Here is a 24419-nt window from a genome sequence, read left to right as displayed (position 1 = left end):
ATGGCCGCGCTCGTCGCCGTCATCGGTGGATCGGCCGGTGCCACGCTGCTGCGGCGCGCATGGGCGGATCGGCTGCGCGAGCGTGTCGGCCTGATCGTGAGCGGATGGGCGGTGCTTGCCGGCACTGTCCTGCTCGATGCCGCGTGGGTTGGCAGGGTCAAGGGAAGTGCGCTGGCCGTTGCCGGAATCGGGGTGGCTGCGCTGATCGTCATGTTTCAGGGGCGGACGGTCCGCGCGGCACGCGCCGGGCGAAGTGCGAGCCTAGCGCCCGAGCCGCTTGAAGGACCATCGAAGGCGTGGCGCGGGTGGCTCAAGGCGCTGCTGGCAGGGCCGCTCGGCATGACCGCCGCCATGGGAATCGCGTTCTGCTACGCAACCTGGGCACCCGGCGATCCGCGGACCCGCATCATCATCGGTGGCCTGCTCATGCCGATTGCTTGGGCGCTCGCCATGACCTGGACGCTCGCCGATCAGCGGCTGCTCCGTTCGCTGGCGGTGCTTCTGGGAACAACGGTCGCCGGGTTCACTCTGGCCGCAATGCGAGGCCTGGTATGAAAACCATTGGCAAACAGGATGCGCCGCGTGGCTGGCCGCTGTCGCCGGCCACCGTGCGGGCGGTGCTGAGCGGCCACGGCATCCTCGGCCTCGCTTTCGCCGCGATCATCTATCTCGTCTGCCTGACGGGCACGCTTGCCGTCTTCGCCCATGACATAGCGCGCTGGGAGCAGCCCGATGCGCCCTCGATCACGGCATTTGCCCCAGGTGCGCTCGACCGGGCCGTCCGATCCGCGCAGGAAAGCGGGCCGGCGCACGCCACGCTGTACGTCTCGCTACCTTCATTGGAGGAGCCGGAGGCCAGCATCATCGCCTATACGCCCGCGCTCCACCGCGAATGGGCGCCGGACCGTAACGGCACCCTGACCGAACGGCGCACTCCCATCGCCGACTTCCTCGTCGATCTGCATGTCGCGCTGCACCTGCCGCGTGCCTGGGGCGGTTTCATCGTCGGCCTGACCGGGGTGGCGCTCCTCTCCTCGCTGATGTCAGGCATCCTCGCGCATCCGCGCATCTTCAAGGATGCCTTCCACTTGCGACGGGGAGGCACGCGACGGGTGCAGGAAGCGGACCTGCACAACCGCCTCGGCATCTGGGCGCTGCCGTTCCATGTCGCCATCGCGCTGACCGGCGCGTTGTTGGGCCTCAGCACACTGATCGTCGGCGTCCTGGCGATGCTCCTCTACCGGGGCGACACGGCGAAGGTCTACGGGCTGTTCACGGAAGCACCGCCGGCCATCAACGCGGTGGCGGCACCGCTGCCGCCGCTGGAGCCGATGCTCGCCGAGGCCCGACGTCGCGGGGGTAGCGCAACGCCTCACCAGCTCATTATTGAGCGCGCGGGGCGCACCGACGCCCGCCTCACCGTCTCCTCGGAACGCGATCGCCTGCTGGTGCCGCAGGATACGACCATCTTCGATGTGAAGGGCAACGTCGTGAAGGACAGGCATCCGGCCGACCTCGTGCTCGGAACCAGAATGCTGGGGGGCATTGGCCAGCTTCACTTCGGATGGTTCGGCGGTCTGCCGGTACGATTGCTCTACGGCTTGCTGGGTCTGGCGCTTTGCATCGTCACGTCGCGCGGCGTGACGATCTGGCTCGCACGGCGCCGCGATCGGGGCCGTGCCGTACCGCTGTGGGAGCGGTTGTGGGCGGGCATCGCATGGGGCCAACCGCTGGCCCTGGCGCTGGTAGGGGTCACCGGATTGGCTGCTCCTGCGCACGATGGCCTTTTGATCTGGATCTGGATGGCGGCGACGGCGGGCTCACTGACCATCGCCGGCGCCGCGAAAGGGTTCGATGCATCGAACGGAGCTGTGCGCGTTCGTCGTCTGGTCGCAGCCAGCACCCTTGCGCTTGCTTTGGTCTACGTGATCACCCGCCCGATCGGCTTGTCGGGAATAGCCATGGAGCTTGCGCTGCTGATCGGCGCCGGGCTGTTATTTCGGCATCCGGCTACCAAACCCCGGCGAGAAGGACACGCCGCCGCGTAACAGCGGGTGCTTCACGCCCTGCCCTCTACTGGACGACGACGCGGCTTGATCGGGAGAGCCCAGCCGAAGGCGCCGACGATCCGTCATCGGTCATTTCGAGTAAGAGGACCAAGTCTGTTGGCACAAGGCGGTGCGACGCATTGCCCCCCTACTTAGCCAATCCGACCTCCGACTGTCGCGCCGCGATCAGACGATCGACGTCTCGAAGGAACGCCGCCAGGATCGGGGAGGAATTGTCGGCTCGATATCCGGCCGCGACCTCGATCGTGGGGCCGTCGCCGACCAGCGGCCGACTCACCAGCGACGGAGGCAGCAGCGCTTCCACATAGGCCGGTAGCAAGGTGACGCCGCGCGTAGACGCAACGAGCGAGATGCCCGTGGCGTATCCATCGAGGAAATGGGTCGGCGCCATCACCAGGCCGCGCTCGCGAAAGTATCGGTCGACGATACCGCGCAGGACATGCGGCGTGTTCGAGTAGCCGATGAACGCCCCCGGTTCGATGTCCCGTGGATCGATCCGCTGGTTCAACGCCAGCGGGTGATCACGCGGCATTATCACCACGATCGGCTCCTGCGCGATGATCCTGTAGGTCACGTCCGGCTGCTGCTCGATACGGGAGAAGCCCAGATCGATCTCGCCGCGCTGGACGGCCGCGCCGATCGCTGGCGAGAAGTCGCTGGTCACGCGGAAGTCGATGGCACGCAGCTCGTCGCGCAGCAGGTTGGTGACATGCCGTAGCCATTCGACCTCCTGCCCCGTGAGGAAGCCGACCGCGAAACTGGCCTTTGCAGGACGCGCGATCCGGCGTGCAGCGGCAATCGCCTCGCCGGCTTGCGTCAACGCAAGGCGAGCATGGCTCAGGAACGCCTGACCGGCGGGCGTCAGGGTGATGCCCCGCGGTTCCCTGTTGAATAATGGCGTGCCCACCTCGGCCTCTAGGTCTCGCAACTGCCGACTGAGTGACGGCTGCGAGGTGTGGAGGCGGTTGGCGGCCGCCTCGGTCAGGCTGCCGGCGTCGGCCACGGCAACGAAGTATCGTAGATGACGCAGTTCCATGCTGCCATGCTTTACAGGCATGGGTGCCCGTCGCGCAAAGTCTTTGTCGCAGCTACGGTACGAACGTAGTGACGAGGTGTCGAAAGACAGCGCCCTGCTTCGAAGGAATGGCATCGGTGCCAGTCCAGTGTTCCTGCGCCAACGCCTCGTGCGTGTGTCGGGGCTGCTGGCGGCTGCCTGCGCCGGCTTGGAAGCGGTCTGACACCCTCACGGTTGCGCGCCTGCGCCGCCGCTGCACCAGGAGATAAAGCATGACCAAGCTGCTGATCGTTCTTTCCGCCGCCGACACCTGGACCAGGGCGGACGGCTCCAAGTACCAGAGCGGGGTGTGGGCCGAGGAATTCGTCGTCATGGACGAGAAGTTCGTCGCTGCCGGCTGCGCCGTCGACATCGCGACGCCGGGCGGCATCCCTCCCACGATCGATCCGCACTCGATGAACCCGGAGGTGGTCGGCCAGGCGAGCGTCAATCATTTCCGCGCCTATCTGGACCGCATCGCGGATCGGCTGGCGAAGCCGCTGGTGCTGGCCGATGTCGCGACGGCTGATTACGATGCGATCGTCATCCCCGGTGGGCACGGCCCGGTCGAGGACCTCTACAGGGACGACGACATGGCGCGCGTCCTGATCGAGGCGGATGCCAGCGGGACGATTATCGCGCCCGTCTGTCACGGTCAGGCGGCCTTGCTCGCCACTCGCAAGGACGACGGCTCCTGGCCGTTCGCCGGCCGCCGCATGACGTCGTTCAGCGACGAAGAGGAGATTGAACTGGGGACTGCTGACAACGCCCCGTGGCTTCTCGCAAAGACGTTGCGTGACATGGGTGCCGCCTATGAGAAGGGGCCAAACTGGGGCCCTTACGTTGTGACGGACGGTAACCTGATGACCGGCCAAAACCCGGCATCGAGCGCCCCGCTTGCCGACGCGGTGCTGGCGGCTCTCCATCTGGGTGGCCAAGCCAACGAACAACCGGATCTCGCTACGGCATGAAGGTTCGCCCACAATGAGTAGGGGCGAGACCAGCGGCCTCGCCCCTATCAATCCCGTCTACGATCCGCTGCGGTAACGCCGTCGAGAGGGAGACTCCCCGGGCATAACGGCACGGCACATGGTCGGTTCAATTGAACGACTGATAAGCGAACTGCGCCTGATAACGTCATGGCTCAGGCTGTCGACGCGCTCCCACGTCGGTAGATCACCGACGTCGCGGTCAATCGCGGTCAAACCCGATGAAGGCTCAAGACGTAGATATCGTTACGGCCTACGCCCTTATACAATTTGTCGTTAGTGTCAGTATGTCGAACCCGGGCGCATTCTAGGATACGTTCGGACAGGCCTGAATCACTCCCACTCGATCGTGCCGGGCGGCTTCGACGTATAGTCGTAGGTCACGCGGTTGATGCCCTTCACCTCGTTGATGATGCGGGTGGTGACGCGCGAGAGGAAGCCGCCGGGAAATTCGAACGCCTGCGCGGTCATGCCGTCGGTGGACGACACCGCGCGCAGCGCCAGCACGCTGTCGTAGGTGCGCCCGTCGCCCATCACGCCGACGCTGCGCACCGGCAGCAGCACCGCGAACGCCTGCCAGATCGCATCGTACAGGCCCGCGGCGCGGATTTCCTCCAGATAGATCGCGTCCGCCTTACGCAGAATGTCGCAGCGTTCGCGCGTCACCTCACCGGGGATGCGGATCGCCAGGCCCGGGCCGGGGAACGGGTGGCGGCCGACGAACACGTCCGGCAGGCCCAGTTCGCGGCCCAGCGCGCGCACCTCGTCCTTGAACAATTCGCGCAGCGGCTCGACCAGCTTCATGTTCATCCGCTCGGGCAGGCCGCCGACATTGTGGTGGCTCTTGATCGTCACCGACGGGCCGCCGGTGAAGCTGACGCTTTCGATCACGTCCGGGTAGAGCGTGCCCTGCGCCAGGAATTCGGCGCCGCCGATCTTCTTCGCCTCCGCCTCGAACACGTCGATGAAGGTCTTGCCGATGAACTTGCGCTTCGCCTCGGGATCGGTGACCCCGGCCAGCCCGTCCATGAACAGGTCCTGTGCCTGCACATGGACCAGCGGGATGTTGTACGCGCCGCGGAACAACCCGACGACCTGCTCGGCCTCCCCGGCGCGCAGGATGCCGCCATCGACGAACACGCAGGTCAGTTGCTCGCCGATCGCCTCGTGGATCAGCACCGCGGCGACCGCCGAATCGACCCCGCCCGACAGGCCGCAGATGACGCGCCCGCTGCCAACCTGTTCGCGGATTTCCGCGATCTTGGTCGCGCGGAACTCGGCCATGGTCCAGTCGCCGGACAGGCCGCAGACGTGGCGCGCGAAATTGGCGATCAGCTTCGCACCGTCGGGGGTATGAACCACCTCGGGGTGGAACTGCATCCCGTAATAGCGCCGCGCCTCGTCCGCGACGATCGCATAGGGTGCGCCCTTCGAGGAAGCGACCGGCGCGAAGCCGGGGGCGAGCGCGGCGACGTGGTCGCCATGGCTCATCCACACCTGATGCTGTTCGCCGGTGCGCCACAGCCCGTCGAACAGCGCGCAGTCGCCGTCGACCGCGACATAGGCCTCACCGAACTCACCCGCCGATCCCTTGTCGACGCGCCCGCCGAGCTGCTGCATCATCACCTGCTGGCCGTAGCAGATGCCCATCACCGGCACCCCGGCGTCGAACACCGCCTGCGGCGCGCGCGGGCTGCCATCATCCACAACCGAGGCGGGGCCGCCCGACAGGATCACGCCCCGCGGCTGCATCCGTTCGAACGCCTCGGCAGCGGACTGAAACGGCGCGATCTCGCTATACACCCCCGCCTCGCGCACGCGGCGCGCGATCAGCTGGGTCACCTGGCTGCCGAAATCGATGATGAGGATGCTGTCGGGGTGTTCCATGGCGGGCGTGTAGCGACTCGTGCGGCGGGGTGAAAGGGGGTGGGATTGCCCTTGTTTCCCGCGCCCCCGCCACGCATTCTGCAGCCGGCGACGGGGGGAGGAGCGCGGTGAAGACCTTCATGACGGGTGTATGCCTCATGGCGGCGGTCGCGTCGGCGGCGCCGGCAATGGCGCGCGACCTGCCGGTACCGGCGGACAAGGGCTGGAAACATGCGCAAAGCGGCGTGATCCTGCGCGCGCAGCTGGCCGGGATGACGCGCATCGGACTGAGCGATGCGACAAACGGCGAGTTCGACGTTACCGCTCAGTTCGCTACCCCCGACAAGGCCACGTTCGCGACGATCTATTTGTTCCAGCCGGCGGTGCAGAGCGTGCCGATGTGGTTCGATCGGGCGCGCACGGCGCTGGAGGAACGCGACATCTTTCGCAATGCCGCGCCCGCGACGATCGATCCCGTCGCTTTCGCCGCTCCGGGCGCGACCACGGCCTCTTCGCTGCGGCAGGTATATGCCCTCGCCAGCGGTCGTCCGCGCAGCACCGCGTTGGCCGTCATCCCTGTCGGCCAGTGGCTGGTGGCGATCCGGCTGACGTCCGACACGCTGGTCGCGGAACAGCTCGACGCCACGCTGTCGACGCTGATCACGGCGATCGCCTGGCCCGCCGCCAGCGGCGCCGCGGTGCCTGCTGCGGTACCGATCGCGCCCTGCTCGACGCCGCTTGCCTATGGCAAGGCGAAGGTCGTCAAGACGCAGGGCGCGGATGCTCTCGTCTCCCTGTTGCTGACCGCCGGGCTCGCCACCGCCGAAGCCCGGAAGAAGCCGGACACGCCCGCAGACGCGCCGCCCGTCTGGTGCCGCGGCGACGTGGCCGGCGCCAGATACGCAGCCTATCGCTCCAGCGACGATGCCGCGTCCTACGTGATGGCGCTGGGGGATGCCGGCCGCGTTATTACGGTGGCACCATCGCTGATAGGACAGGTGGACAAGAAGGGTACCTATACAGTGACGTTGAAGGACGTTGACGGCAACACCGCCATCTTCGCCACGTTCAGTGCGCTACCGGCGCCGGACCAGGTGCTGAAGGCGGTAATGAACGGCAAGCCAGCGGGGCGCGCCAAGGCGGGCAACATCACGCTCGACTCTGGCGCCTTCTAGCAGTCGGGATCAACGAAAAGGGGCCGCGCCATCGCTGGCGCGGCCCCTTCGGCTCTCGATCCGACGAGGCGCCGATCAGGCGGCTTCGTCGAAATCCTCGTCGGTCATCACCGGACCCGAATCCTGGCCCTTGGCCGAGGTATCGCGGTCGACGAATTCGATGATCGCCATCGGCGAGGCGTCCGACGCGCGGATGCCGGCCTTGACGATGCGGGTATAGCCGCCGTTGCGCGAGGCGTAGCGGGCCGCCAGCACGTCGAACAGCTTCACCAGCTGCGCGTCGTCGAGCAGGCGGGCATGCGCGAGACGGCGGTTCGACAGGCCACCCTTCTTGCCCAGCGTCACCAGCTTTTCGATATACGGACGAAGTTCCTTCGCCTTGGCGAGGGTGGTGGTGATCTGCTCATGCTTGATGAGCGCGGCCGACATGTTGCGGAACAGCGCGGCGCGATGGGCCGAGGTACGCTGCAGCTTACGACCGCCAACCTTGTGACGCATGGTTCAATCCTTCTCGTTCGTCAGGGGGCCGGATGAGGTACCCCGGGCCTGGTGGGGACGTGGGAGCCCACCGGATCACGTCGCCCCAGCGAAGGCTGGGGCCTCCCAATAAGTAGCAGGATCTCGTCGGCCGGTGGGGGCGGCAAGTCGCCCCCACCGGCCGGCTGTCGCCCTCTCGCGGATAGCTTGCGCTATCCGCGTGCGGCTCAGCCCATGATTTCCTGCTCGAGCTTCTTGGCGACTTCCTCGATGTTCTCGGGCGGCCAGCCGGGGATTTCCATGCCCAGCCGCAGCCCCATCGAGGACAGCACTTCCTTGATCTCGTTGAGCGACTTGCGGCCGAAGTTCGGCGTGCGCAGCATCTCGGCCTCGGTCTTGCCGACCAGATCGCCGATATAGATGATGTTGTCGTTCTTGAGGCAGTTGGCCGACCGCACCGACAGTTCCAGCTCGTCCACCTTCTTGAGGAGGTAGCGGTTGATCTGTGCGGTGTCGCCCGGCGTCTCGCCCGTCGCGGCCGGGGCGGCGACGCCGACCGGTGCGCTGCGGGTGACCGCCGAATCGTCGAAGTGCACGAACAGCGCCAGCTGGTCCTGAAGGATCCGGCCGGCATAGCCCACCGCGTCCTCCGGAGTGACGGTGCCGTCGGTTTCGATCGTCAGCGTCAGCTTGTCGTAGTCGAGGTCCTGACCGACACGGGTCGGATCGACCTTGTACGACACCTGCCGCACCGGCGAGTAGAGCGCGTCGACGGGGATCAGCCCGATCGGCGCGTCGACCGGACGGTTGCCGACCGCCGCGACATAGCCCTTACCGACATCCGCGGTGAGTTCCATGTTGAGCGTCGCACCCTCGTCGAGGTGGCAGATGACCAGCTCGGGGTTCATCACCTCGATGTCGCCCGACACCGCGATGTCGCCCGCCTTCACCTCGCCGGGGCCGGTGGCCGACAGCTGGAGGCGCTTCGGACCTTCGCCCTGCATCTTGAGCGCGATCTGCTTCACGTTCAGCACGATGTCGGTCACGTCCTCGCGGACGCCGGCCAGCGAGCTGAACTCGTGCAGCACGTTCTCGATCTTGATCGAGGTAACCGCCGCGCCCTGAAGCGAGGACAGCAGCACGCGGCGCAGCGCGTTGCCGAGCGTCAGGCCGAAGCCGCGCTCCAGCGGTTCGGCGACGAAGGTCGCCTTGCGCTTGCCGTCACCGCTCTTCTTTTCGAGCTGATTGGGCTTCTTCAGTTCTTGCCAGTTCTTTGCGTTGACAGACAAGCTCTCGTCCCCTGGGGTTGGGCCGACGGTTGCGGGCGTCGGCCGGGTAATGGACGCAGCCGCTCGTCAGCGGCCACGCGAAGAAGAACGATCAGACGCGGCGGCGCTTCGACGGACGCACGCCATTGTGCGGGATCGAGGTCACGTCACGGATCGACGTGATCTGGAAACCGACCGCCTGCAGCGCGCGCAGCGCCGATTCGCGGCCCGAACCCGGACCCTTCACCTCGACCTCGAGCGTGCGGACGCCGTGCTCGGCGGCCTTCTTGCCCGCGTCCTCGGCAGCGACCTGCGCGGCATAGGGGGTCGACTTGCGGCTGCCCTTGAAGCCCATCATGCCGGCCGAAGACCAGCTGATGGCATTGCCCTGCGCATCGGTGATGGTGATCATGGTGTTGTTGAAGCTGGCGTTCACGTGTGCGACGCCCGCGGTGATGTTCTTGCGTTCGCGCCGACGAAGGCGCTGCGGTGCCTGTGCCATATGGTGTTCCTGACCTTGTATCTCAATACGGCGGGCGGGCGGCGGTCCGCCTCACGCCTGCCTCCGGCGGAGAAGAAGTCAGAAATCGGTCCCCCGGACCGATTTCTTACTTCTTCTTCCCCGCGATCGGCTTCGCCTTGCCCTTGCGGGTGCGCGCGTTGGTGTGCGTGCGCTGGCCGCGGACCGGCAGGCCCTTGCGGTGGCGCAGGCCGCGATAGCAGGCCAGGTCCATCAGACGCTTGATGTTCATCGCGGTCTGGCGACGCAGGTCACCCTCCACGGTGTAGTCGGCGTCGATCGCCTCACGGATCTGCAGCACTTCCTGATCGCTCAGGTCCTGCACGCGGCGCTCCGCCGCGATGTCCAGCTTGGCGGTGATTTCCTTCGCCTTGGCCGGACCGATGCCGTGGATATAGGTCAGCGCGATCACCACGCGCTTGTTGGTCGGGATGTTGACACCCGCGATACGTGCCATGAATTTGTTCTCCTGTGCTCCACAGGATGCGGCATGGCTGCCACGCACCCCATCTCGTCGCATTGCGTTTCCGCGCCCTCGCCCGATTCGCCCCTGCGAAACGCAGGAAACGCGGCGCCCGCACAATTGCGTCGCCGGGAAACGAGAGGTTGGAAGTCGGGGCGGATAAGGGCGCGCGAACGCGCTGTCAAGCAACGGGTTCCACCCCATGGGTCACGCCTGATCGATCAGGCGACCGGTTCCGCCCGATCGATCAGGCGCCGGGCGACACCCGATGCCGCAACCCCACCCATTTCCTGAGCGCGACGACGAACCACGCCAGTTCCACCAGTCCGAACGGCCACGCCCCCTGGAGGAACCCATAGGCCGATCCCATCAGACAGCCGATCGCGAACAGCAGCGTCCAGAACGGCGCGCGGTCCTCCATCATATAGCACAGCAGCATGAAGCTGACGGCGAACAGCCCGAAGGCGGTCACGGCGTCCATCACGATTCTCCCGGTAACGCTGCCGCCATAAACGAAAAGCCGGCGGAGGGGATGCCCTCCGCCGGCTCTCTCCCACCGGCCCGGCACCACCGGGAGTGCAGGTGACGGGCGGGGTGACGCAATCGCCTTGCGTATGCACCTTCTAACCGCGCGGGACGCACCGCGGCGTGGCGCGAACATGAACTTTCGGTCATGTTGGCCGCCGGGCCAGCCCCGCGTCGAGCCAGGAAGATATCAAGCGACCATGACCTACCCCGCCCATCCCGCCGCGATGCTGGCCGAGCCACAGCGCGCCTATGCCTCGATCGAGACGCCGGTGTTCCGCGCCCGTGCGGCGCTCGGCCTCACGCCCGCGGGCCTGTTGGCAATCGGGGGGATGGTGACGATGATCCTGGCCGGCAGCGCGGCGATCGTGGCGGCGGCGCGACTCGCGCCCCCGCCCCCGCCGTCACCGGACGTCAGCGCGCGTCGAGGATCGCGGCGATCGCGCGGGTGACCGCGTCGATGTCGGCCATGCCGTCGACGCGGTGGACCAGCCCGCGCGCTTCGTAGATCGGGATGATCGGCGCGGTCTTGGCACGATATTCGGCCATGCGCGTGCGCACGGTTTCCTCATTGTCGTCCGGACGGCGCTTGAACTCGGTCGCGCCGCACGCATCGCACACGCCCGCAACCTTGGGCTGCTTGAACGTGTCGTGATAGCCGGCGCCGCAGTTGGCGCACGTGAACCGGCCGACGATCCGCTCGACCAGCGCATCCTCGTCCACCGCCAGTTCGATCACGTGGTCGAGTTGCTGGCCACGTTCGGACAACAGCCCGTCGAGCGATTCGGCCTGCGCCGCAGTGCGCGGATAGCCGTCGAAGATCGCACCGGCGCCGGTGCCGGCATCCAGCCGCTCGCCGATCAGCGCGGACACGACCGAATCGGATACCAGACCGCCGGCGTCCATGATCGCCTTGGCCTCGACGCCGACGGGCGTGCCCGCCTTCACCGCGGCGCGCAGCATGTCGCCGGTGGACAGCTGCGTCATGCCGCGATCCTCCACCAGCCGCTGCGCCTGCGTGCCCTTGCCCGCACCCGGCGGCCCCAGAAGGATGATGTTCACGAAGCCTGTTCCTCCCTCTCGCGTCTCGCAACCCCGCGTCAGCGGCGCCGCGCGCCCTTCAGCTTGGCCTTCTTGATGAGGTCGCCATACTGGTGCGCCAGCAGGTGCGACTGGATCTGCGTCACCGTGTCCATGGTCACGTTGACCACGATGAGCAAGCTGGTTCCGCCCAGATAGAAGGGGATCGACAGCGCCGACACCAGATATTCCGGCACCACGCAGATGAACGTCAGATACGCCGCGCCGATCACGGTGATGCGCGTCAGCACGTAATCGAAATACGTCTCGGTGTTCTTGCCCGGACGAATGCCGGGGATGAACCCGCCATACCGCTTCAGATTCTCCGCCGTCTCCTCCGGGTTGAACACCACCGCGGTGTAGAAGAACGAGAAGAAGATGATCCCCGCGGCATAGAGCGCCATATAGATCGGCGAACCGTGCTGCAGATACTGGTTCAGCGTGATGATGATGTCGCCGAAGCGGCTCTCGCCCGACACGCGGTTGCCCGCGAACTGGGTGATCGTCAGCGGCAGCAACAGCAGCGACGAGGCGAAGATCGGCGGGATCACCCCCGCGGTGTTGATCTTGAGCGGCAGGTGGCTGCGATCCGCCTGCATCCCGCGCTGCGTCTGTCGCTTGGGATACTGGATCAGGATGCGGCGCTGGGCGCGCTCCATGAAGCAGATCAGCAGGATCAGGCCCACGACCACCAGGATGATCGCGATCAGCGTCACCGGGCTCATCGACCCGGAACGGCCGCCCTCCAGCAGGTTGAGCAGCGTCGTCGGCAGATGGGCGACGATCCCCGCCATGATGATCAGGCTGATGCCGTTGCCGATCCCGCGGCTGGTGATCTGCTCACCCAGCCACATCAGGAACATCGTGCCGCCGATCAGCGAGATCACCGCGCCGACGCGGAACAGCGTGCCCGGCTCCAGCACCGCACCGCCGGCCTCCAGCCCGCGCGCGATGAAGAAGCCCTGCACCGCGGTCAGCGCGACCGTGCCGTAGCGGGTGTACTGGTTGAGCTTCTTGCGCCCCGATTCGCCTTCCTTCTTGATCGCCGCCAGCTGCGGGCTGAGCGAGGTCGCCAGCTGCACCACGATCGAGGCGGTGATGTACGGCATCACCCCCAGCGCGATCAGCGACGCGCGCGACAGCGACCCGCCGGAGAAGGTGTTGAAGAAGTCGAGCACGCCGCCCTTCATCCGCTCGGCGAGCAGGTTGAGCTGCGTCGGGTCGATCCCCGGCAATGGCACATAGCTGAGCAGGCGGAACACGATCAGCGCACCGATCGTGAACCACAGTCGCTTCTTGAGGTCGGTCGCCTGCGAGAATTTCGCGAGGCTGATGCTCTGCGCCATCTGGTCGGCTGCGGATGCCATCGTGCGGGTATATCCTGGAAACGAAGAACGGCGGGATGCGTTGTCACGCCCCCGCCGCCCATATAGGCGCCGCAGCGCCCATGTCTAATGGTCCGGCGACGAAGCGCGGTCCGATACGGCGCGCAGCCGCACCAGACCGGGCGCGTTCGCTCAGCCCTGCTTCTTCGCCGCCTGCGCGGTGCGGTGCTTGGCCTTGGCCTTGTCCGCAGCCGGAACGATCTCGATCACCGACACCGAACCGCCGGCCTTCTCGATCGCGTCGCGCGCACCGGCCGACACGCCGGCGACGGTGAACGACAGCTTGGCCGACAGCGTTCCCTTGCCCAGGATGCGCACGCCGTCCTTGCCGCCGCGCGCCAGGCCAGCGGCCTTCAGCGCGGCATGGTCGATGTCGGTGGCGGTCAGCTTGCCCGCATCGATCGCCTTCTGGATCGAACCCAGGTTCACCTCGGCATAATCCTTGGCGAAGATATTGTTGAAGCCGCGCTTCGGCAGCCGCATGTGCAGCGGCATCTGGCCGCCCTCGAAGCCGGCGATCGACACGCCCTCGCGGCTCTTCTGGCCCTTCTGGCCACGACCGCCGGTCTTGCCCTTGCCCGAGCCGATGCCGCGGCCGACGCGGATCTTGCGGTGACGGGCGCCTTCGTTGTCGCGGAGTTCGTTGAGCTTCATGATATGCACTCGCTTTCGCTTTTGTCGCGCTGATGGAAAAAGGAAGGGGGCCGGTTAGCCCCCTTCCCGTCATTTGTCACCGGGGAAACGGCGGCGGGCGTCAGCCCTCCACCACCTCCACCATGTGCTGCACCTTGCGGATCATGCCGCGCACCTCGGGGGTGTCGTTCAGCTCCGCGACCCGGTGCATCTTGTTGAGGCCCAGGCCGATCAGCGTCGCGCGCTGATCCTTGGTGCGGCGGATCGGCGAACCGGTCTGCTTGACTTTGATCGTAGCCATTGTCGCTTACTCCACCACGGCCGCGGCGTCCGCCTCGGCACTGGCTGCGTCGGCGCCGTGGGCGCGGCCCAGCAGGTCGGCGATCTTCTTGCCGCGACGCTGTGCCACCGCCTTCGGCGAGGTCTGGCTGCCCAGTGCCTCGAACGTCGCACGGATCATGTTGTACGGGTTCGACGTACCGACCGACTTGGTCACGACGTCGTGCACGCCCAGGCTTTCGAAGACGGCGCGCATCGGGCCGCCCGCGATGATGCCGGTGCCCTGCGGCGCCGAACGGACCGTGACGCGACCGGCACCGAAGTGGCCGTTGCCGTCATGGTGCAGCGTGCGGCCTTCCTTCAGCGGAACGCGCATCATCTTCTTCTTGGCGGCGGCGGTCGCCTTCGAGATCGCCTCCGGCACCTCGCGCGCCTTGCCGTGACCGAAGCCGACGCGGCCCTTGCCGTCGCCCACGACGACCAGCGCCGCGAAGCCGAAGCGCTTGCCGCCCTTCACCGTCTTGGACACGCGGTTGATGTGGACGAGCTTTTCGATCAGCTCCTCGCCACCGTCCTCGGTACGGTTGCGGTCGTCGCGACGACCACCGCCGCGGCCGTCACGGCCACCGCGCCCGCCGCCGGGACCACCACGGCCGCCGCCGCCCGGGCCGCCGCGGCCACGGCCGCCACGCGCACCGCGATCGCCGCCCTGGTAACCGCCGGCGTTGCCGTCCTGCGGCGCCGCCGCTGCGGCTTCGTTCTCCACAGCCTGCGGCTGCTGGTTGTTCTCGTCAGCCATGTCTTAGAACTCCAGTCCGGCTTCGCGCGCCGCCTCGGCCAGCGCCTTCACGCGGCCGTGGAACAGGAAGCCGCCACGGTCGAAAACGACCTGGGTGACGCCGGCGGCCTTGGCCGCCTCCGCCACGCGCTTGCCGACCTCGGTGGCTGCCGCGACGGTCGCGGTCTTGCCGTCGTGGCCAGCCAGCGTCGACGCCGACGCCAGGGTGCGGCCCTGCGCGTCGTCGATGACCTGCGCATAGATGTGCTTGCCCGAGCGATGCACGGACAGGCGCGGACGGGTGCCGGCACGCGCACGCAGCGCGGTACGGTTGCGGCGACGCCGCTTCTCGAAAAGCGAAAGACCCTTGGTCACTTCTTCTTCCCTTCCTTACGGAAGATATACTCGCCGTCGTACTTGATGCCCTTGCCCTTGTAGGGCTCCGGCTTGCGCCAGCGGCGGACTTCGGCGGCGAGCTGACCCACGCGCTGCTTGTCGGCACCGCTGATCTCGACGGTGGTGGCGTCCGGCGTCTTCACCTCAATGCCTTCCGGCACGTCGATGTTGACGTCGTGGCTGTAGCCGAGCTGCAGCTTCAGGGTCTTGCCCTGCGCCGCGGCACGATAGCCGACACCGGTGATGAGCAGCTTCTTGGTGAAGCCCTCGGTCACGCCGGTGACCAGGTTCTGCACCAGCGTGCGCTGCATCCCCCAGAACGCGCGGGCGCGCTTGGTGTCATTCGCCGGCTGCACACCGATCGAGTCCGACTGGACGTCATAGGTGATCAGTTGCGACAGCGGCATCGACAGGGTGCCCTTGGGGCCCTTGACCGACAGCTCGTTGCCGTTGCGGGTCGCGGTGACGCCCGCCGGAATGGCGACCGCCTTCTTGCCGATACGGCTCATCAGAACACCTCCGCCAGCACTTCGCCGCCGACGTTCTGCTCGCGCGCTTCCGCATCGGAAAGCACGCCGCGCGGCGTCGAGACGATGGTGATGCCCAGGCCGTTCATGACGCGCGGCAGGTCCTGCGAGCCGCTGTAGATACGGCGGCCCGGCTTGGACACGCGCGCGACATGCTTGATCGCGGGCTGGCCTTCAAAATACTTCAGCTCGATGCGCACGCCGGCGGCGGGGCCCATCTGCTCCTCGGAATAACCGCGGATGTAGCCTTCGCGCTGCAGCACGTCGAGCACGCGGACGCGCAGCTTCGACGACGGCGAAAGGACGCTGTCCTTGCGCGCGCGCTGGCCGTTGCGGATGCGGGTGAGCAGGTCACCCAGGGGATCGGTCACTGCCATGATACGTCCTTACCAGCTCGACTTGGTGAGACCCGGGATCAGGCCCTTGTTGGCCAGCTCGCGCAGCATCACACGGGCAAGCCCGAACTTGCGGTAATACGCACGCGGACGACCGGTCAGCGCGCAGCGGTTGCGGATACGCGTCGGGTTCGCGTTGCGGGGCAGCTCGGCCATCTTCAGCCGCGCGATGAGACGCTCGGTCTCATCCAGGCTCTGGTCGTTGGCCTTCGCCTTCAGCGCGGCATATTTGCCGGCATATTGCTTCACGAGCTTCTTGCGACGCTCGTTCTTGTTCACGGAACTCAGTTTCGCCATGGACTTAAGCTCTCTTTGTTACGCAGCCTGACGCGGCTGCTCGTCGGCGGCCTCGTCCTGCGGGAACGGGAAGCCGAACAGGCGAAGCAGCTCGCGCGCTTCCTCGTCGGTCTTCGCCGTGGTGGTCACGATCACGTCCATGCCGCGCACCTTGTCGACGCGGTCATAGCTGATCTCCGGGAACACGATCTGCTCCTTGATGCCGCAGGCGTAGTTGCCGCGACCGTCGAAGCTCTTCGGGTTCAGCCCGCGGAAGTCGCGGACGCGCGGCAGCGCGATCGTGATGAAGCGGTCGAGGAACTCGTACATGCGCTCGCGACGCAGCGTCACCTTGACGCCGATCGGCATGCCCTCACGCAGCTTGAACTGCGCGATCGACTTCTTCGCCTTGGTGACGACGGGCTTCTGGCCCGCGATCAACTCCATCTCGGACGCGGCCTGGTCGACGCGCTTCTTGTCCTGGGTCGCCTCGCCGACGCCCATGTTGAGCACGATCTTCTCGATCCGGGGAATTTCGAGCACGTTCTTGTACCCGAACTTCTCGGTCATCGCCTTGACGATGCGATCGTCGTAGATCGCCTTCATGCGGGGCTTGTAGGCATCAGCCATCGATCTTCTCCCCGGTCTTGACGGCGACGCGGACCTTCTTGCCGTCCTGGGTCTCGAAACGCACGCGGGTCGGCTTGCCGTCCGCGGTGACGTGCGCCACCTTGGAGATGTGCAGCGGCGCCTCGATCCGCTCCAGCCCGCCCTGCGGGTTCGCCTGGCTCGGCTTGCGGTGGCGGGTGGCGACGTTAACGCCCTCGACGACGACCTTGCCGTCCTTCGGCATGGCGAGCGTCACGGTGCCGGTCTTGCCCTTGTCCTTGCCGGACAGGACGACGACGCGATCACCCTTCTTGATCTTCGCGGCGGCCATTACAGCACCTCCGGCGCAAGGCTGATGATCTTCATGTGCTTCTTGCCGCGCAGCTCGCGCACGACCGGGCCGAAGATACGGGTGCCGATCGGCTCCTCGTTCTTGTTGACCAGCACCGCGGCATTGCCGTCGAACCGGATCACCGACCCGTCCGCGCGGCGGATGTCCTTGGCGGTGCGCACGATCACCGCACGGTGGACGTCGCCCTTCTTCACGCGGCCACGCGGCTGCGCTTCCTTGACGCTGACGACGATGATGTCGCCCACGCCAGCGGTGCGGCGCTTCGACCCGCCCAGCACCTTGATGCACTGCACCCGCTTCGCGCCGCTGTTGTCAGCGACGTCGAGATTGGACTGCATCTGGATCATCGATCCGCTTCCTTCTCGCCTATGGGGTGGATACCGACCCAGCCCCGCCTAAAAAAACGACCCCCGGCAGCGGTCGAACCGCGCCAGGGGGAGCGGCCCTGTAGCCGCCCCGCGGACAGAAGGCAATGCCCCCGCCCCGTCTTTCCGCCGCGTCGCTCGGGTGGTCTCCGGCGCTGCCGCCGGACCCTGCCCGAAACGCCGTCAGCGGCGTGATCGCCAGCGCTTACGCGTCGACGTCGACCCGCTCCGGCGCGACGTGCGTGTTCACGCGCCCCACGACCTTCCAGGTCTTCAGCTTGGAGATCGGCGCGGTCTCTTCGATGCGCACGGTCTCACCCGCCTTATACTCATTGCCCTCGTCATGGGCATGATACTTCTTCGAGCGGCGGATGATCTTGCCGTAGAGCGGGTGCTTCACCTTACGCTCGACGTTCACCACCACGGTCTTCTCGCCCTTGTCGGACACGACCAGCCCGGTCAGCACGCGCTTCGGCATGTGCTTAGGCTCCCTTAATTGCCGGACGCAGCGGTGCGCTGCGCCTGGATGGTCTTGATGCGGGCGATGTCCTTGCGGACCTCGCGCACGCGGCTCGGCTTCTCGAGCTGGCTGGTCGCCGCCTGGAAGCGCAGGTTGAACTGCTCGCGCTTCAGGTTGCCCAGCGCCTCGACCAGCTGGTCGTCGCTCTGGCCGTTAAAGTCGTTCTTGGCCATTACTCGCCTCCGAGGTGCGAGGTGTCGCCCAGCCGGGCAACGACCTTGGTCTTGATGGGCAGCTTCATCGCCGCGCGCTCGAACGCCTCGGCGGCCAGCGGGCCTTCGACGCCGTCCAGCTCGAACAGGATCCGGCCCGGCTTGACGCGAGCGGCCCAGAATTCGGGCGAACCCTTGCCCGAGCCCATGCGGACTTCGGCTGGCTTCGACGACACCGGCACGTCCGGGAACACGCGGATCCACAGACGCCCCTGGCGCTTGATGTGACGGGTGATCGCGCGACGGGCCGCCTCGATCTGGCGTGCGGTGATACGATCCGGCTCCATGGCCTTCAGGCCATAGGAACCGAAGTTCAGCGTGGTGCCGCCCTTGGCGTCGCCATGGATGCGACCCTTGAACGCCTTGCGGAACTTGGTGCGCTTCGGTTGCAGCATTGCCTTTATTCCTTAGCGACGGTCATCGCGTGCCGGGCGCACGCCGGAGGTCTGGGCCTCCATCATGAGACGATCGGTCGCGAACGGGTCGTGGCCGAGGATCTCGCCCTTGAACACCCACACCTTCACGCCGCAGACGCCATAGGCGGTGTGCGCCTCGGCCTCGGCATAGTCGATGTTCGCGCGCAGCGTGTGCAGCGGCACGCGACCTTCGCGATAGCTTTCCGAACGCGCGATTTCCGCGCCGCCCAGACGGCCGCCGCAATACACCTTGATGCCATCGGCACCCAGGCGCATCGCCGACTGCACCGCGCGCTTCATCGCGCGGCGGAACGCGATACGGCGCTCCAGCTGATCGGCGATGCCCTGCGCGACGAGCTTGGCGTCGACTTCCGGCTTGCGGATCTCGACGATGTTCAGCGACACGTCCGAGCTGGTCATCGCGCCGAGCGTCTTGCGCAGCTTCTCGATGTCCGAGCCCTTCTTGCCGATGATGACACCGGGGCGCGCGGCGTAGATCGAAATGCGGCACAGCTTGGCCGGACGCTCGATCACTACCTTGGAGATCGCCGCCTGCGGCAGCGTCTTCACGATGTACTGGCGGATCTTCAGATCCTCCAGCAACAGCTTCTTATAGTCCGCGCCCTCGGCGAACCAGCGGCTGTCCCAGGTGCGGTTGATCTGCAGGCGCAGACCGATGGGGTTGCTCTTGTGACCCATTAGGCTTCTTCCTGCTCGCGCACGACGATCCGCAGCCGCGAGAACGGCTTGAGGATGCGGGTGGACTTGCCGCGGCCGCGAGTGGCGAACCGCTTCATGGTGATCGACTTGCCGACCGACGCCTCGGCGACGACGAGCGCGTCGACGTCGAGGTTGTGGTTGTTCTCGGCATTGGCGATCGCGGAGGCGAGCACCTTGCGCGCGTCGACCGCCATCGCCTTCTTCGAGAAGGCCAGGATGTTCATCGCGTCGGCCGCCGAACGACCGCGGATCAGGCCCGCGACCAGGTTCAGCTTCTGCGCCGATCCGCGGATCTGCGTGCCGACCGACAGGGCTTCCTTGTCGCCGACCTTGCGGGGGGACTGAGGCTTGCTCATCAGCGCTTGCCCTTCTTGTCAGCCGCGTGACCCGGGAAATAGCGGGTCGGCGCGAATTCGCCGAGCTTCATGCCGACCATGTCCTCGTTGACGGACACGGGCACGAACTTGCGGCCGTTGTACACGGTGAACGTCAGGCCGACGAACGACGGCAGGATGGTGGAGCGGCGCGACCAGGTCTTGATCGGCGCACGGCCACCGGCGTCCTGCGCGGCTTCGGCCTTCTTGAGCAGGCTCAGTTCGACGAACGGGCCTTTCCAGACGGAACGAGCCATTACTTCTTCCTCGCGTGGCGGCTACGGATGATCATCTTGTCCGTAGACTTGTTGTGGCGCGTGCGCGCACCCTTGGTCGGCTTGCCCCACGGCGTCACCGGATGGCGACCGCCCGAGGTCCGGCCTTCACCACCGCCGTGCGGGTGGTCGACCGGGTTCTTCGCCACGCCGCGCGTCAGCGGGCGCTTGCCCATCCAGCGCGAACGACCGGCCTTGCCGAGGTTCTGGTTCTGGTTGTCCGGGTTGGACACCGCGCCGACGGTGGCCATGCAATCCGCACGGATGTAGCGCTGCTCGCCCGAGTTCAGGCGCACCATCACCATGCCGCGGTCACGCCCGACAACCTGCACATAGGTGCCGGCCGAACGCGCGATCTGACCGCCCTTGCCCGGCTTCATCTCCACATTGTGGACGATGGTGCCGACGGGGACCTGACCGATCTCCATCGCGTTGCCCGGCTTGGTGTCCGCCTTCTTCGCCGCGATCACCTTGTCGCCCGGCGCGAGCCGCTGCGGCGCGATGATATAGGCCTGCTCGCCGTCCGGGTAGGACACCAGCGCGATGAACGCGGTGCGGTTCGGATCGTACTCCAGCCGCTCGACGGTGCCCTCGACGTCCCACTTGCGACGCTTGAAGTCGACGTAGCGGTACTTCTGCTTGTGGCCACCCGCGATGCCGCGGCTGGTCACGTGGCCCTTGTTGTTGCGGCCGCCGGTCTTGTTCTTGCCCTCGGTCAGCGCCTTGACGGGCTTGCCCTTCCAGAGCGCCGACTTGTCGACCAGGATCAGCCCGCGCTGCGCCGGCGACGTCGGGTTATAATGCTTGAGTGCCATCTTACTTGGCCCCCTCGGTGACGTCGATCGACTGGCCTTCGGCCAGCGTCACGATCGCCTTCTTCATGTCGGAACGCTGATAGGGCGCACCCTTCCAACGCTTGGTCTTGCCCTTCTGGACGATCGTGTTGACGCCGGTCACGGACACGCCGAACAGCGCCTCCACGGCAGCCTTGATCTCGGGCTTGGTCGCCTTGTTGGCGACCTTGAAGACCACCGCGTTCTGCTCGGAGAGCAGGGTCGCCTTCTCGGTGATGTGCGGCGCGACAATCACGTCATAATGACGGTTGTCGATCGCCTTGGTCGGCTTAGCCATTGAAGCGCGCCTCCAGCTTCTCGACCGCGGCGCGCGTCAGCACCAGCGTATCAGCCTTGATGATGTCGTAGACGTTGGCGCCCACGGCCGGCAGCAGGTCCACGCCCGGCAGGTTGCGGCCGGCGCGGAAGCCTTCGGCCGCCTCGCCGTCGATGACCAGCGTGCGCTTGCCCGTGTTCAGCGTCGCGAAATGCCCCTTCAGCTCCTTGGTCTTGGCGACCTCGAAACCTTCCAGGACGATCAGCGAGCCGGCCTTGGCGTGGCTGCTAAGCGCCATCTTCAGACCCAGCGCGCGAACCTTCTTGTTCAGCGACGGGTTGAAGTCACGAACGCGCGCGCCATGCGCCTTGCCGCCGCCGATGAAGACGGGAGCACGACGATCGCCGTGACGGGCGACGCCGCCGCCCTTCTGGCGACCCAGCTTCTTGCCGGAACGGGCGACGTCCGCACGCTCGCGGGTGCCGCGCGCGGTGGCGCGACGCTTCTCGAGCTGCCAGGTCACGACACGGTGCAGGATGTCGGCGCGCGGCTCGAGGCCGAAGACCTCGTCGTTGAGCTCGATATCCGCCCCGGCGGTGCCGGCGAAGGAAGAAACCTTGACCTTCACTGCTTAGCCCTCCTGGCTCTCGGCGGCTTCCGGGGCAGGCTCGGAAACGGAATTGTTGTTGGCCGCCGACTTGATCGACGCCGGGAACGGCGCGCTGTCGTGGCGCGGATGCTTGACGGCGTCCTTGACGAACAGCCAGCCGCCCTTCGATCCGGGCACCGAGCCCTTGACGAAGATCAGGCCGCGCTCGACGTCGGTGCCGACGATCTCGAGGTTCTGCTGCGTGCGGTTCTTGTCGCCCATGTGGCCGGCCATCTTCTTGTTCTTGAAGACGCGACCCGGATCCTGGCGGTTACCCGTCGAACCGTGCGAACGGTGGCTGACCGACACGCCGTGCGTGGCGCGCAGACCGCCGAAGTTCCAGCGCTTCATCGCGCCGGCAAAGCCCTTACCCTGGGTACGGCCCTGGATGTCGACCAGCTGGCCGGCGACATAGTGATCGGCCGACAGCTCCGCGCCGACGTCGAGGAGATTGTCCTCGCTCACGCGGAATTCGTGGACGATCGCCTTCGGCTCCACTTCGGCCTTGCCGAAATGGCCGCGCTGCGGCTTGGCGACGTTCTTTGCCTTGGCGACACCGGCGCCAAGCTGGACGGCGGTATAGCCGTCGCGGTCTTTCTCGCGGCGGGCGACGACCTGAAGCGCCTCGATCTGCAGGACGGTGACCGGCACATGGCGGCCGTCGTCCTGGAACAGGCGGGTCATCCCCATCTTCTTCGCGATCACGCCAGTACGCATGACCTCGTGCTCCTCTAATGGCCCCCGCGGTGGCAAAGCCCCCGCGAAAACCGTGACAGAGGCACCCACAGGCCCATCCCATGGGTGCTTGTGACCGGCGGCCTGCGCCACCGATCGGTCCCGGCCCGGAATAACGAAGCGTGCCCCCGTCCCGGGCTGGGCGCCCTCCCCGAGAGGGAAGGCAGACGGGAGACGCTGTCCCGACGCTTCGAGAAGCGCCGGCGGTATCTCATCATGTCGTCATGCCAGCGAAGGCTGGCATCTCATGGAGGCGGCGTGCCGCCCTCCCCATAAAGATCCCGGCCTGCGCCGGGATGACGCGAGGAGGATGACAAGACTCACCCCTCGCGAGAAGCAGCGCGCTTACGCCAGCTTGATCTCGACGTCAACACCGGCCGCCAGGTCGAGCTTCATCAGCGCGTCGACGGTCTGCGGGGTCGGCTGGACGATGTCGAGCATCCGCTTGTAGGTGCGGACCTCGAACTGCTCGCGGCTCTTCTTGTCGATGTGCGGCCCACGGTTGACCGTGAACTTCTCGATACGGGTCGGGAGCGGGATGGGACCACGGATGAGCGCGCCGGTGCGACGCGCGGTGTCGGCGATGTCGCCGGTCGCCTGATCGAGCACGCGATGATCGAACGCCTTCAGGCGGATGCGGATGTTGCTGTCCATAGTCCCTACCAATGCGAAAGAGCGGGCCGTGTTGCCACGGCTCTTACTGGCCTCGTAAAAGGCGAAGGCGGCCCCTTAAGGGAGCGCCCGGCAAAAGGCAACGCCCCCTGATCGTATTTTTGCGCACGCTCGCGGGGCATCCCCGCGATGGAGACAGGTCATACGCCGGTCATGCCCCCCGGCAATGATCGGCCGCCGGCAGATACCAGACGGTGTGTGCGGCATCCTGATGGAGGGGGTTCATGAAGAAGACCATCGCCTCGTTACTCGCGACCTCTTGCGTGCTGGCCGCATGCAGCGAGAAGCCCGCGCCGATCCGGATCACCGGTTCGTCGACCGTCTATCCGTTCACCGCCGCGGTGGCGGACAGTTTCGCAGGCAAGGACGGCAACGTTCACCCGCTGGTCCAGTCCGCCGGCACGATCGCCGGCATGAAGACGTTCTGCGCCGGTCCGGGGGCGCCCGACCTGCTCGACGCATCGCGGCGGATCACGCGCGACGACCTGGCCGCCTGCACCGCCAATAAGGTCGGCGACGTCCTGGAAATTCCGATCGGACTTGACGGCATCGCGGTGGCGGAGGCCAAGAGCGGGCCGAAACTGGCGGTGACCACGAAGGACCTGTATCTGGCGCTCGCCGCCAACCCGATGGGCAAGCCCAACAGCGCCAGGACGTGGCGAGACGTCAATCCGGCGCTTCCCGCGCTGCCGATCAAGGTTCTTGGGCCACCCGAATCGAGCGGAACGCGCGCCGCGTTCGTCACCTTGTTGATCGAACCGGGTTGCCTGGTCGCGATGCCCGAGGCGCAGACGCTGCGCACCAGCGGCGATCCCGCCAAGTTCGACATGACATGCAGCCGGCTTCGCAACGATGGCGCGTTCGTCAGCGAAGGAGAGGACGACAATGCGATCGTCACCGCGCTGGAGAGGGATCCGAAGGCGCTGGGGGTTTTCGGCTATTCCTATCTCGAGCGCAACCTCGCGCAGCTTCGCGCGGTACCGATCGGCGGGGTCGCTCCCGATGCGACGACGATTGCCAACGGCACCTATCCCGGCGTCCGGCAACTCTATCTGTACGTCAAGAAGGCGCACATGGAGAAGAAGCCTGCGATCAAGACATTCCTGAACCTGTACCTCGACATGGCCGCCGCCAACGGCCCGCTGGCCAGGGCCGGATTGATCCCGCTGTCGGAGAAGGCCGCGGCGCGCGCGCGCCGGACGATCGAGGGCGGCTTCCCGGTGGAGCCAGCCGCGTTGCCCTGATCGAACGAGCG

The 24419-nt window shown here is 66.6% G+C and carries 36 protein-coding genes; 6 read left to right on the top strand and 30 right to left on the bottom strand.

What is annotated here, in order from left to right; genetic code table 11:
* Positions 1-555, top strand: coding sequence for a hypothetical protein (locus COA17_RS12935; RefSeq protein WP_176484900.1), 555 nt, complete (start codon positions 1-3; stop codon positions 553-555).
* Positions 552-2048: a PepSY-associated TM helix domain-containing protein gene (locus tag COA17_RS12930; protein ID WP_096612949.1), complete on the top strand. Its 1497-nt coding sequence runs from the start codon at positions 552-554 to the stop codon at positions 2046-2048. Before COA17_RS12935 ends, COA17_RS12930 begins: the two co-directional genes overlap by 4 nt.
* A 148-nt stretch (positions 2049-2196) precedes the next feature.
* Here the strand turns inward: COA17_RS12930 and COA17_RS12925 are convergent, their stop codons facing one another.
* Positions 2197-3105, bottom strand: a complete 909-nt coding sequence (locus COA17_RS12925) for a LysR substrate-binding domain-containing protein (protein WP_096612947.1) — start codon at positions 3103-3105, stop codon at positions 2197-2199.
* Positions 3106-3356: 251 nt separating this feature from the next.
* Here COA17_RS12925 and COA17_RS12920 point away from each other — a divergent pair, with 251 nt between their 5' ends.
* Positions 3357-4094: a type 1 glutamine amidotransferase domain-containing protein gene (locus tag COA17_RS12920; protein ID WP_096612945.1), complete on the top strand. Its 738-nt coding sequence runs from the start codon at positions 3357-3359 to the stop codon at positions 4092-4094.
* Positions 4095-4445: 351 nt separating this feature from the next.
* Here COA17_RS12920 and guaA read toward each other — a convergent pair whose 3' ends face one another.
* Positions 4446-5999 (bottom strand): glutamine-hydrolyzing GMP synthase, encoded by a 1554-nt coding sequence (gene guaA / locus COA17_RS12915; RefSeq protein WP_096612943.1) that lies wholly within the window; start codon positions 5997-5999, stop codon positions 4446-4448.
* A gap of 107 nt (positions 6000-6106) precedes the next feature.
* On the opposite strand from guaA, the gene COA17_RS12910 reads away from it, so the two are divergent.
* Positions 6107-7153, top strand: coding sequence for a hypothetical protein (locus COA17_RS12910; protein WP_245857796.1), 1047 nt, complete (start codon positions 6107-6109; stop codon positions 7151-7153).
* Between the two features lie 75 nt (positions 7154-7228).
* Here the strand turns inward: COA17_RS12910 and rplQ are convergent, their stop codons facing one another.
* From rplQ to COA17_RS12885, 5 genes are all read right to left on the bottom strand, one after another.
* Positions 7229-7651 carry a 50S ribosomal protein L17 gene (rplQ, locus tag COA17_RS12905; protein ID WP_096612941.1) on the bottom strand — a complete coding sequence of 141 codons (423 nt, stop codon included), beginning with the start codon at positions 7649-7651 and terminating at the stop codon, positions 7229-7231.
* A 206-nt stretch (positions 7652-7857) separates the two neighbouring features.
* Complete coding sequence (locus tag COA17_RS12900; protein WP_066486289.1) at positions 7858-8919, bottom strand: DNA-directed RNA polymerase subunit alpha; 1062 nt, start codon at positions 8917-8919, stop codon at positions 7858-7860.
* Between the two features lie 91 nt (positions 8920-9010).
* The gene (gene rpsK / locus COA17_RS12895) at positions 9011-9400 is read right to left on the bottom strand and encodes a 30S ribosomal protein S11 (protein ID WP_066486290.1); all 390 of its coding nucleotides are present in this window, start codon (positions 9398-9400) and stop codon (positions 9011-9013) included.
* Positions 9401-9506: 106 nt separating this feature from the next.
* Entirely contained in the window at positions 9507-9875 is a 369-nt protein-coding gene (gene rpsM, locus COA17_RS12890) for a 30S ribosomal protein S13 (protein ID WP_066486292.1), read from the bottom strand.
* A gap of 253 nt (positions 9876-10128) precedes the next feature.
* Positions 10129-10362 (bottom strand): hypothetical protein, encoded by a 234-nt coding sequence (locus COA17_RS12885; RefSeq protein WP_066486294.1) that lies wholly within the window; start codon positions 10360-10362, stop codon positions 10129-10131.
* A gap of 244 nt (positions 10363-10606) precedes the next feature.
* On the opposite strand from COA17_RS12885, the gene COA17_RS12880 reads away from it, so the two are divergent.
* A complete protein-coding gene (locus tag COA17_RS12880) occupies positions 10607-10858 on the top strand; it encodes a hypothetical protein (protein ID WP_096612939.1) in 252 nt (83 codons plus the stop codon).
* On the opposite strand, the gene COA17_RS12875 is transcribed toward COA17_RS12880, so the two are convergent.
* The 23 genes from COA17_RS12875 to rpsJ form a co-directional block, all read right to left on the bottom strand.
* A complete protein-coding gene (locus tag COA17_RS12875) occupies positions 10821-11468 on the bottom strand; it encodes an adenylate kinase (RefSeq protein ID WP_096612937.1) in 648 nt (215 codons plus the stop codon). The two genes, COA17_RS12880 and COA17_RS12875, sit on opposite strands and share 38 nt — an antisense overlap.
* Positions 11469-11506: 38 nt before the next feature.
* The gene (gene secY / locus COA17_RS12870; RefSeq protein WP_066490050.1) at positions 11507-12853 is read right to left on the bottom strand and encodes a preprotein translocase subunit SecY; all 1347 of its coding nucleotides are present in this window, start codon (positions 12851-12853) and stop codon (positions 11507-11509) included.
* Positions 12854-13003: 150 nt separating this feature from the next.
* Positions 13004-13525: a 50S ribosomal protein L15 gene (gene rplO / locus COA17_RS12865; protein WP_096612935.1), complete on the bottom strand. Its 522-nt coding sequence runs from the start codon at positions 13523-13525 to the stop codon at positions 13004-13006.
* Between the two features lie 100 nt (positions 13526-13625).
* Complete coding sequence (gene rpmD / locus COA17_RS12860) at positions 13626-13805, bottom strand: 50S ribosomal protein L30 (protein ID WP_066490049.1); 180 nt, start codon at positions 13803-13805, stop codon at positions 13626-13628.
* 6 nt (positions 13806-13811) lie between these two features.
* Positions 13812-14582 carry a 30S ribosomal protein S5 gene (rpsE, locus tag COA17_RS12855; RefSeq protein WP_082741000.1) on the bottom strand — a complete coding sequence of 257 codons (771 nt, stop codon included), beginning with the start codon at positions 14580-14582 and terminating at the stop codon, positions 13812-13814.
* A 3-nt stretch (positions 14583-14585) separates the two neighbouring features.
* The gene (rplR, locus tag COA17_RS12850; RefSeq protein ID WP_066490048.1) at positions 14586-14936 is read right to left on the bottom strand and encodes a 50S ribosomal protein L18; all 351 of its coding nucleotides are present in this window, start codon (positions 14934-14936) and stop codon (positions 14586-14588) included.
* On the bottom strand, positions 14933-15466 hold the full coding sequence (rplF, locus tag COA17_RS12845; RefSeq protein WP_096612933.1) for a 50S ribosomal protein L6: 534 nt from the start codon (positions 15464-15466) through the stop codon (positions 14933-14935). The genes rplR and rplF overlap by 4 nt, the downstream gene beginning before the upstream one ends.
* Positions 15466-15861, bottom strand: coding sequence for a 30S ribosomal protein S8 (gene rpsH, locus COA17_RS12840; RefSeq protein ID WP_028966610.1), 396 nt, complete (start codon positions 15859-15861; stop codon positions 15466-15468). The genes rplF and rpsH overlap by 1 nt, the downstream gene beginning before the upstream one ends.
* 9 nt (positions 15862-15870) lie before the next feature.
* Positions 15871-16176 carry a 30S ribosomal protein S14 gene (gene rpsN, locus COA17_RS12835; RefSeq protein WP_096612931.1) on the bottom strand — a complete coding sequence of 102 codons (306 nt, stop codon included), beginning with the start codon at positions 16174-16176 and terminating at the stop codon, positions 15871-15873.
* 18 nt (positions 16177-16194) lie between these two features.
* Complete coding sequence (gene rplE / locus COA17_RS12830; protein WP_066490042.1) at positions 16195-16785, bottom strand: 50S ribosomal protein L5; 591 nt, start codon at positions 16783-16785, stop codon at positions 16195-16197.
* Complete coding sequence (gene rplX, locus COA17_RS12825) at positions 16778-17095, bottom strand: 50S ribosomal protein L24 (protein WP_066490037.1); 318 nt, start codon at positions 17093-17095, stop codon at positions 16778-16780. The genes rplE and rplX overlap by 8 nt, the downstream gene beginning before the upstream one ends.
* Positions 17095-17463, bottom strand: a complete 369-nt coding sequence (gene rplN / locus COA17_RS12820; protein ID WP_022687056.1) for a 50S ribosomal protein L14 — start codon at positions 17461-17463, stop codon at positions 17095-17097. The genes rplX and rplN overlap by 1 nt, the downstream gene beginning before the upstream one ends.
* Positions 17464-17686: 223 nt before the next feature.
* Complete coding sequence (gene rpsQ / locus COA17_RS12815; protein ID WP_066490034.1) at positions 17687-17959, bottom strand: 30S ribosomal protein S17; 273 nt, start codon at positions 17957-17959, stop codon at positions 17687-17689.
* Between the two features lie 14 nt (positions 17960-17973).
* A complete protein-coding gene (gene rpmC / locus COA17_RS12810) occupies positions 17974-18174 on the bottom strand; it encodes a 50S ribosomal protein L29 (RefSeq protein ID WP_066490032.1) in 201 nt (66 codons plus the stop codon).
* On the bottom strand, positions 18174-18608 hold the full coding sequence (gene rplP / locus COA17_RS12805) for a 50S ribosomal protein L16 (protein WP_056637571.1): 435 nt from the start codon (positions 18606-18608) through the stop codon (positions 18174-18176). Before rplP ends, rpmC begins: the two co-directional genes overlap by 1 nt.
* Positions 18609-18620: 12 nt before the next feature.
* Positions 18621-19328 carry a 30S ribosomal protein S3 gene (gene rpsC / locus COA17_RS12800; protein ID WP_066490031.1) on the bottom strand — a complete coding sequence of 236 codons (708 nt, stop codon included), beginning with the start codon at positions 19326-19328 and terminating at the stop codon, positions 18621-18623.
* Positions 19328-19705, bottom strand: a complete 378-nt coding sequence (gene rplV, locus COA17_RS12795) for a 50S ribosomal protein L22 (RefSeq protein ID WP_066490029.1) — start codon at positions 19703-19705, stop codon at positions 19328-19330. The genes rpsC and rplV overlap by 1 nt, the downstream gene beginning before the upstream one ends.
* A complete protein-coding gene (gene rpsS, locus COA17_RS12790) occupies positions 19705-19980 on the bottom strand; it encodes a 30S ribosomal protein S19 (RefSeq protein WP_066490027.1) in 276 nt (91 codons plus the stop codon). The genes rplV and rpsS overlap by 1 nt, the downstream gene beginning before the upstream one ends.
* Positions 19980-20813, bottom strand: a complete 834-nt coding sequence (gene rplB / locus COA17_RS12785) for a 50S ribosomal protein L2 (RefSeq protein ID WP_066490023.1) — start codon at positions 20811-20813, stop codon at positions 19980-19982. Before rplB ends, rpsS begins: the two co-directional genes overlap by 1 nt.
* A gap of 1 nt (position 20814) precedes the next feature.
* Positions 20815-21129 carry a 50S ribosomal protein L23 gene (locus COA17_RS12780; RefSeq protein WP_066490022.1) on the bottom strand — a complete coding sequence of 105 codons (315 nt, stop codon included), beginning with the start codon at positions 21127-21129 and terminating at the stop codon, positions 20815-20817.
* Positions 21122-21736: a 50S ribosomal protein L4 gene (rplD, locus tag COA17_RS12775; protein ID WP_066490020.1), complete on the bottom strand. Its 615-nt coding sequence runs from the start codon at positions 21734-21736 to the stop codon at positions 21122-21124. The genes COA17_RS12780 and rplD overlap by 8 nt, the downstream gene beginning before the upstream one ends.
* Positions 21737-21739: 3 nt before the next feature.
* A complete protein-coding gene (gene rplC, locus COA17_RS12770) occupies positions 21740-22474 on the bottom strand; it encodes a 50S ribosomal protein L3 (RefSeq protein ID WP_066490019.1) in 735 nt (244 codons plus the stop codon).
* Positions 22475-22837: 363 nt separating this feature from the next.
* Positions 22838-23146, bottom strand: a complete 309-nt coding sequence (gene rpsJ / locus COA17_RS12765) for a 30S ribosomal protein S10 (protein ID WP_007406109.1) — start codon at positions 23144-23146, stop codon at positions 22838-22840.
* Between the two features lie 242 nt (positions 23147-23388).
* Between rpsJ and COA17_RS12760 the strand changes: the two genes are divergently transcribed.
* A complete protein-coding gene (locus tag COA17_RS12760) occupies positions 23389-24408 on the top strand; it encodes a substrate-binding domain-containing protein (RefSeq protein ID WP_096612929.1) in 1020 nt (339 codons plus the stop codon).
* Positions 24409-24419 lie beyond the last annotated feature (11 nt).

This window comes from Sphingomonas ginsenosidimutans, assembly GCF_002374835.1.
In the GTDB taxonomy this organism is placed as follows: domain Bacteria; phylum Pseudomonadota; class Alphaproteobacteria; order Sphingomonadales; family Sphingomonadaceae; genus Sphingomonas; species Sphingomonas ginsenosidimutans.
Note: the sequence above shows the minus strand (reverse complement) of the source record. Positions and strands in the feature narration are given on the sequence as shown.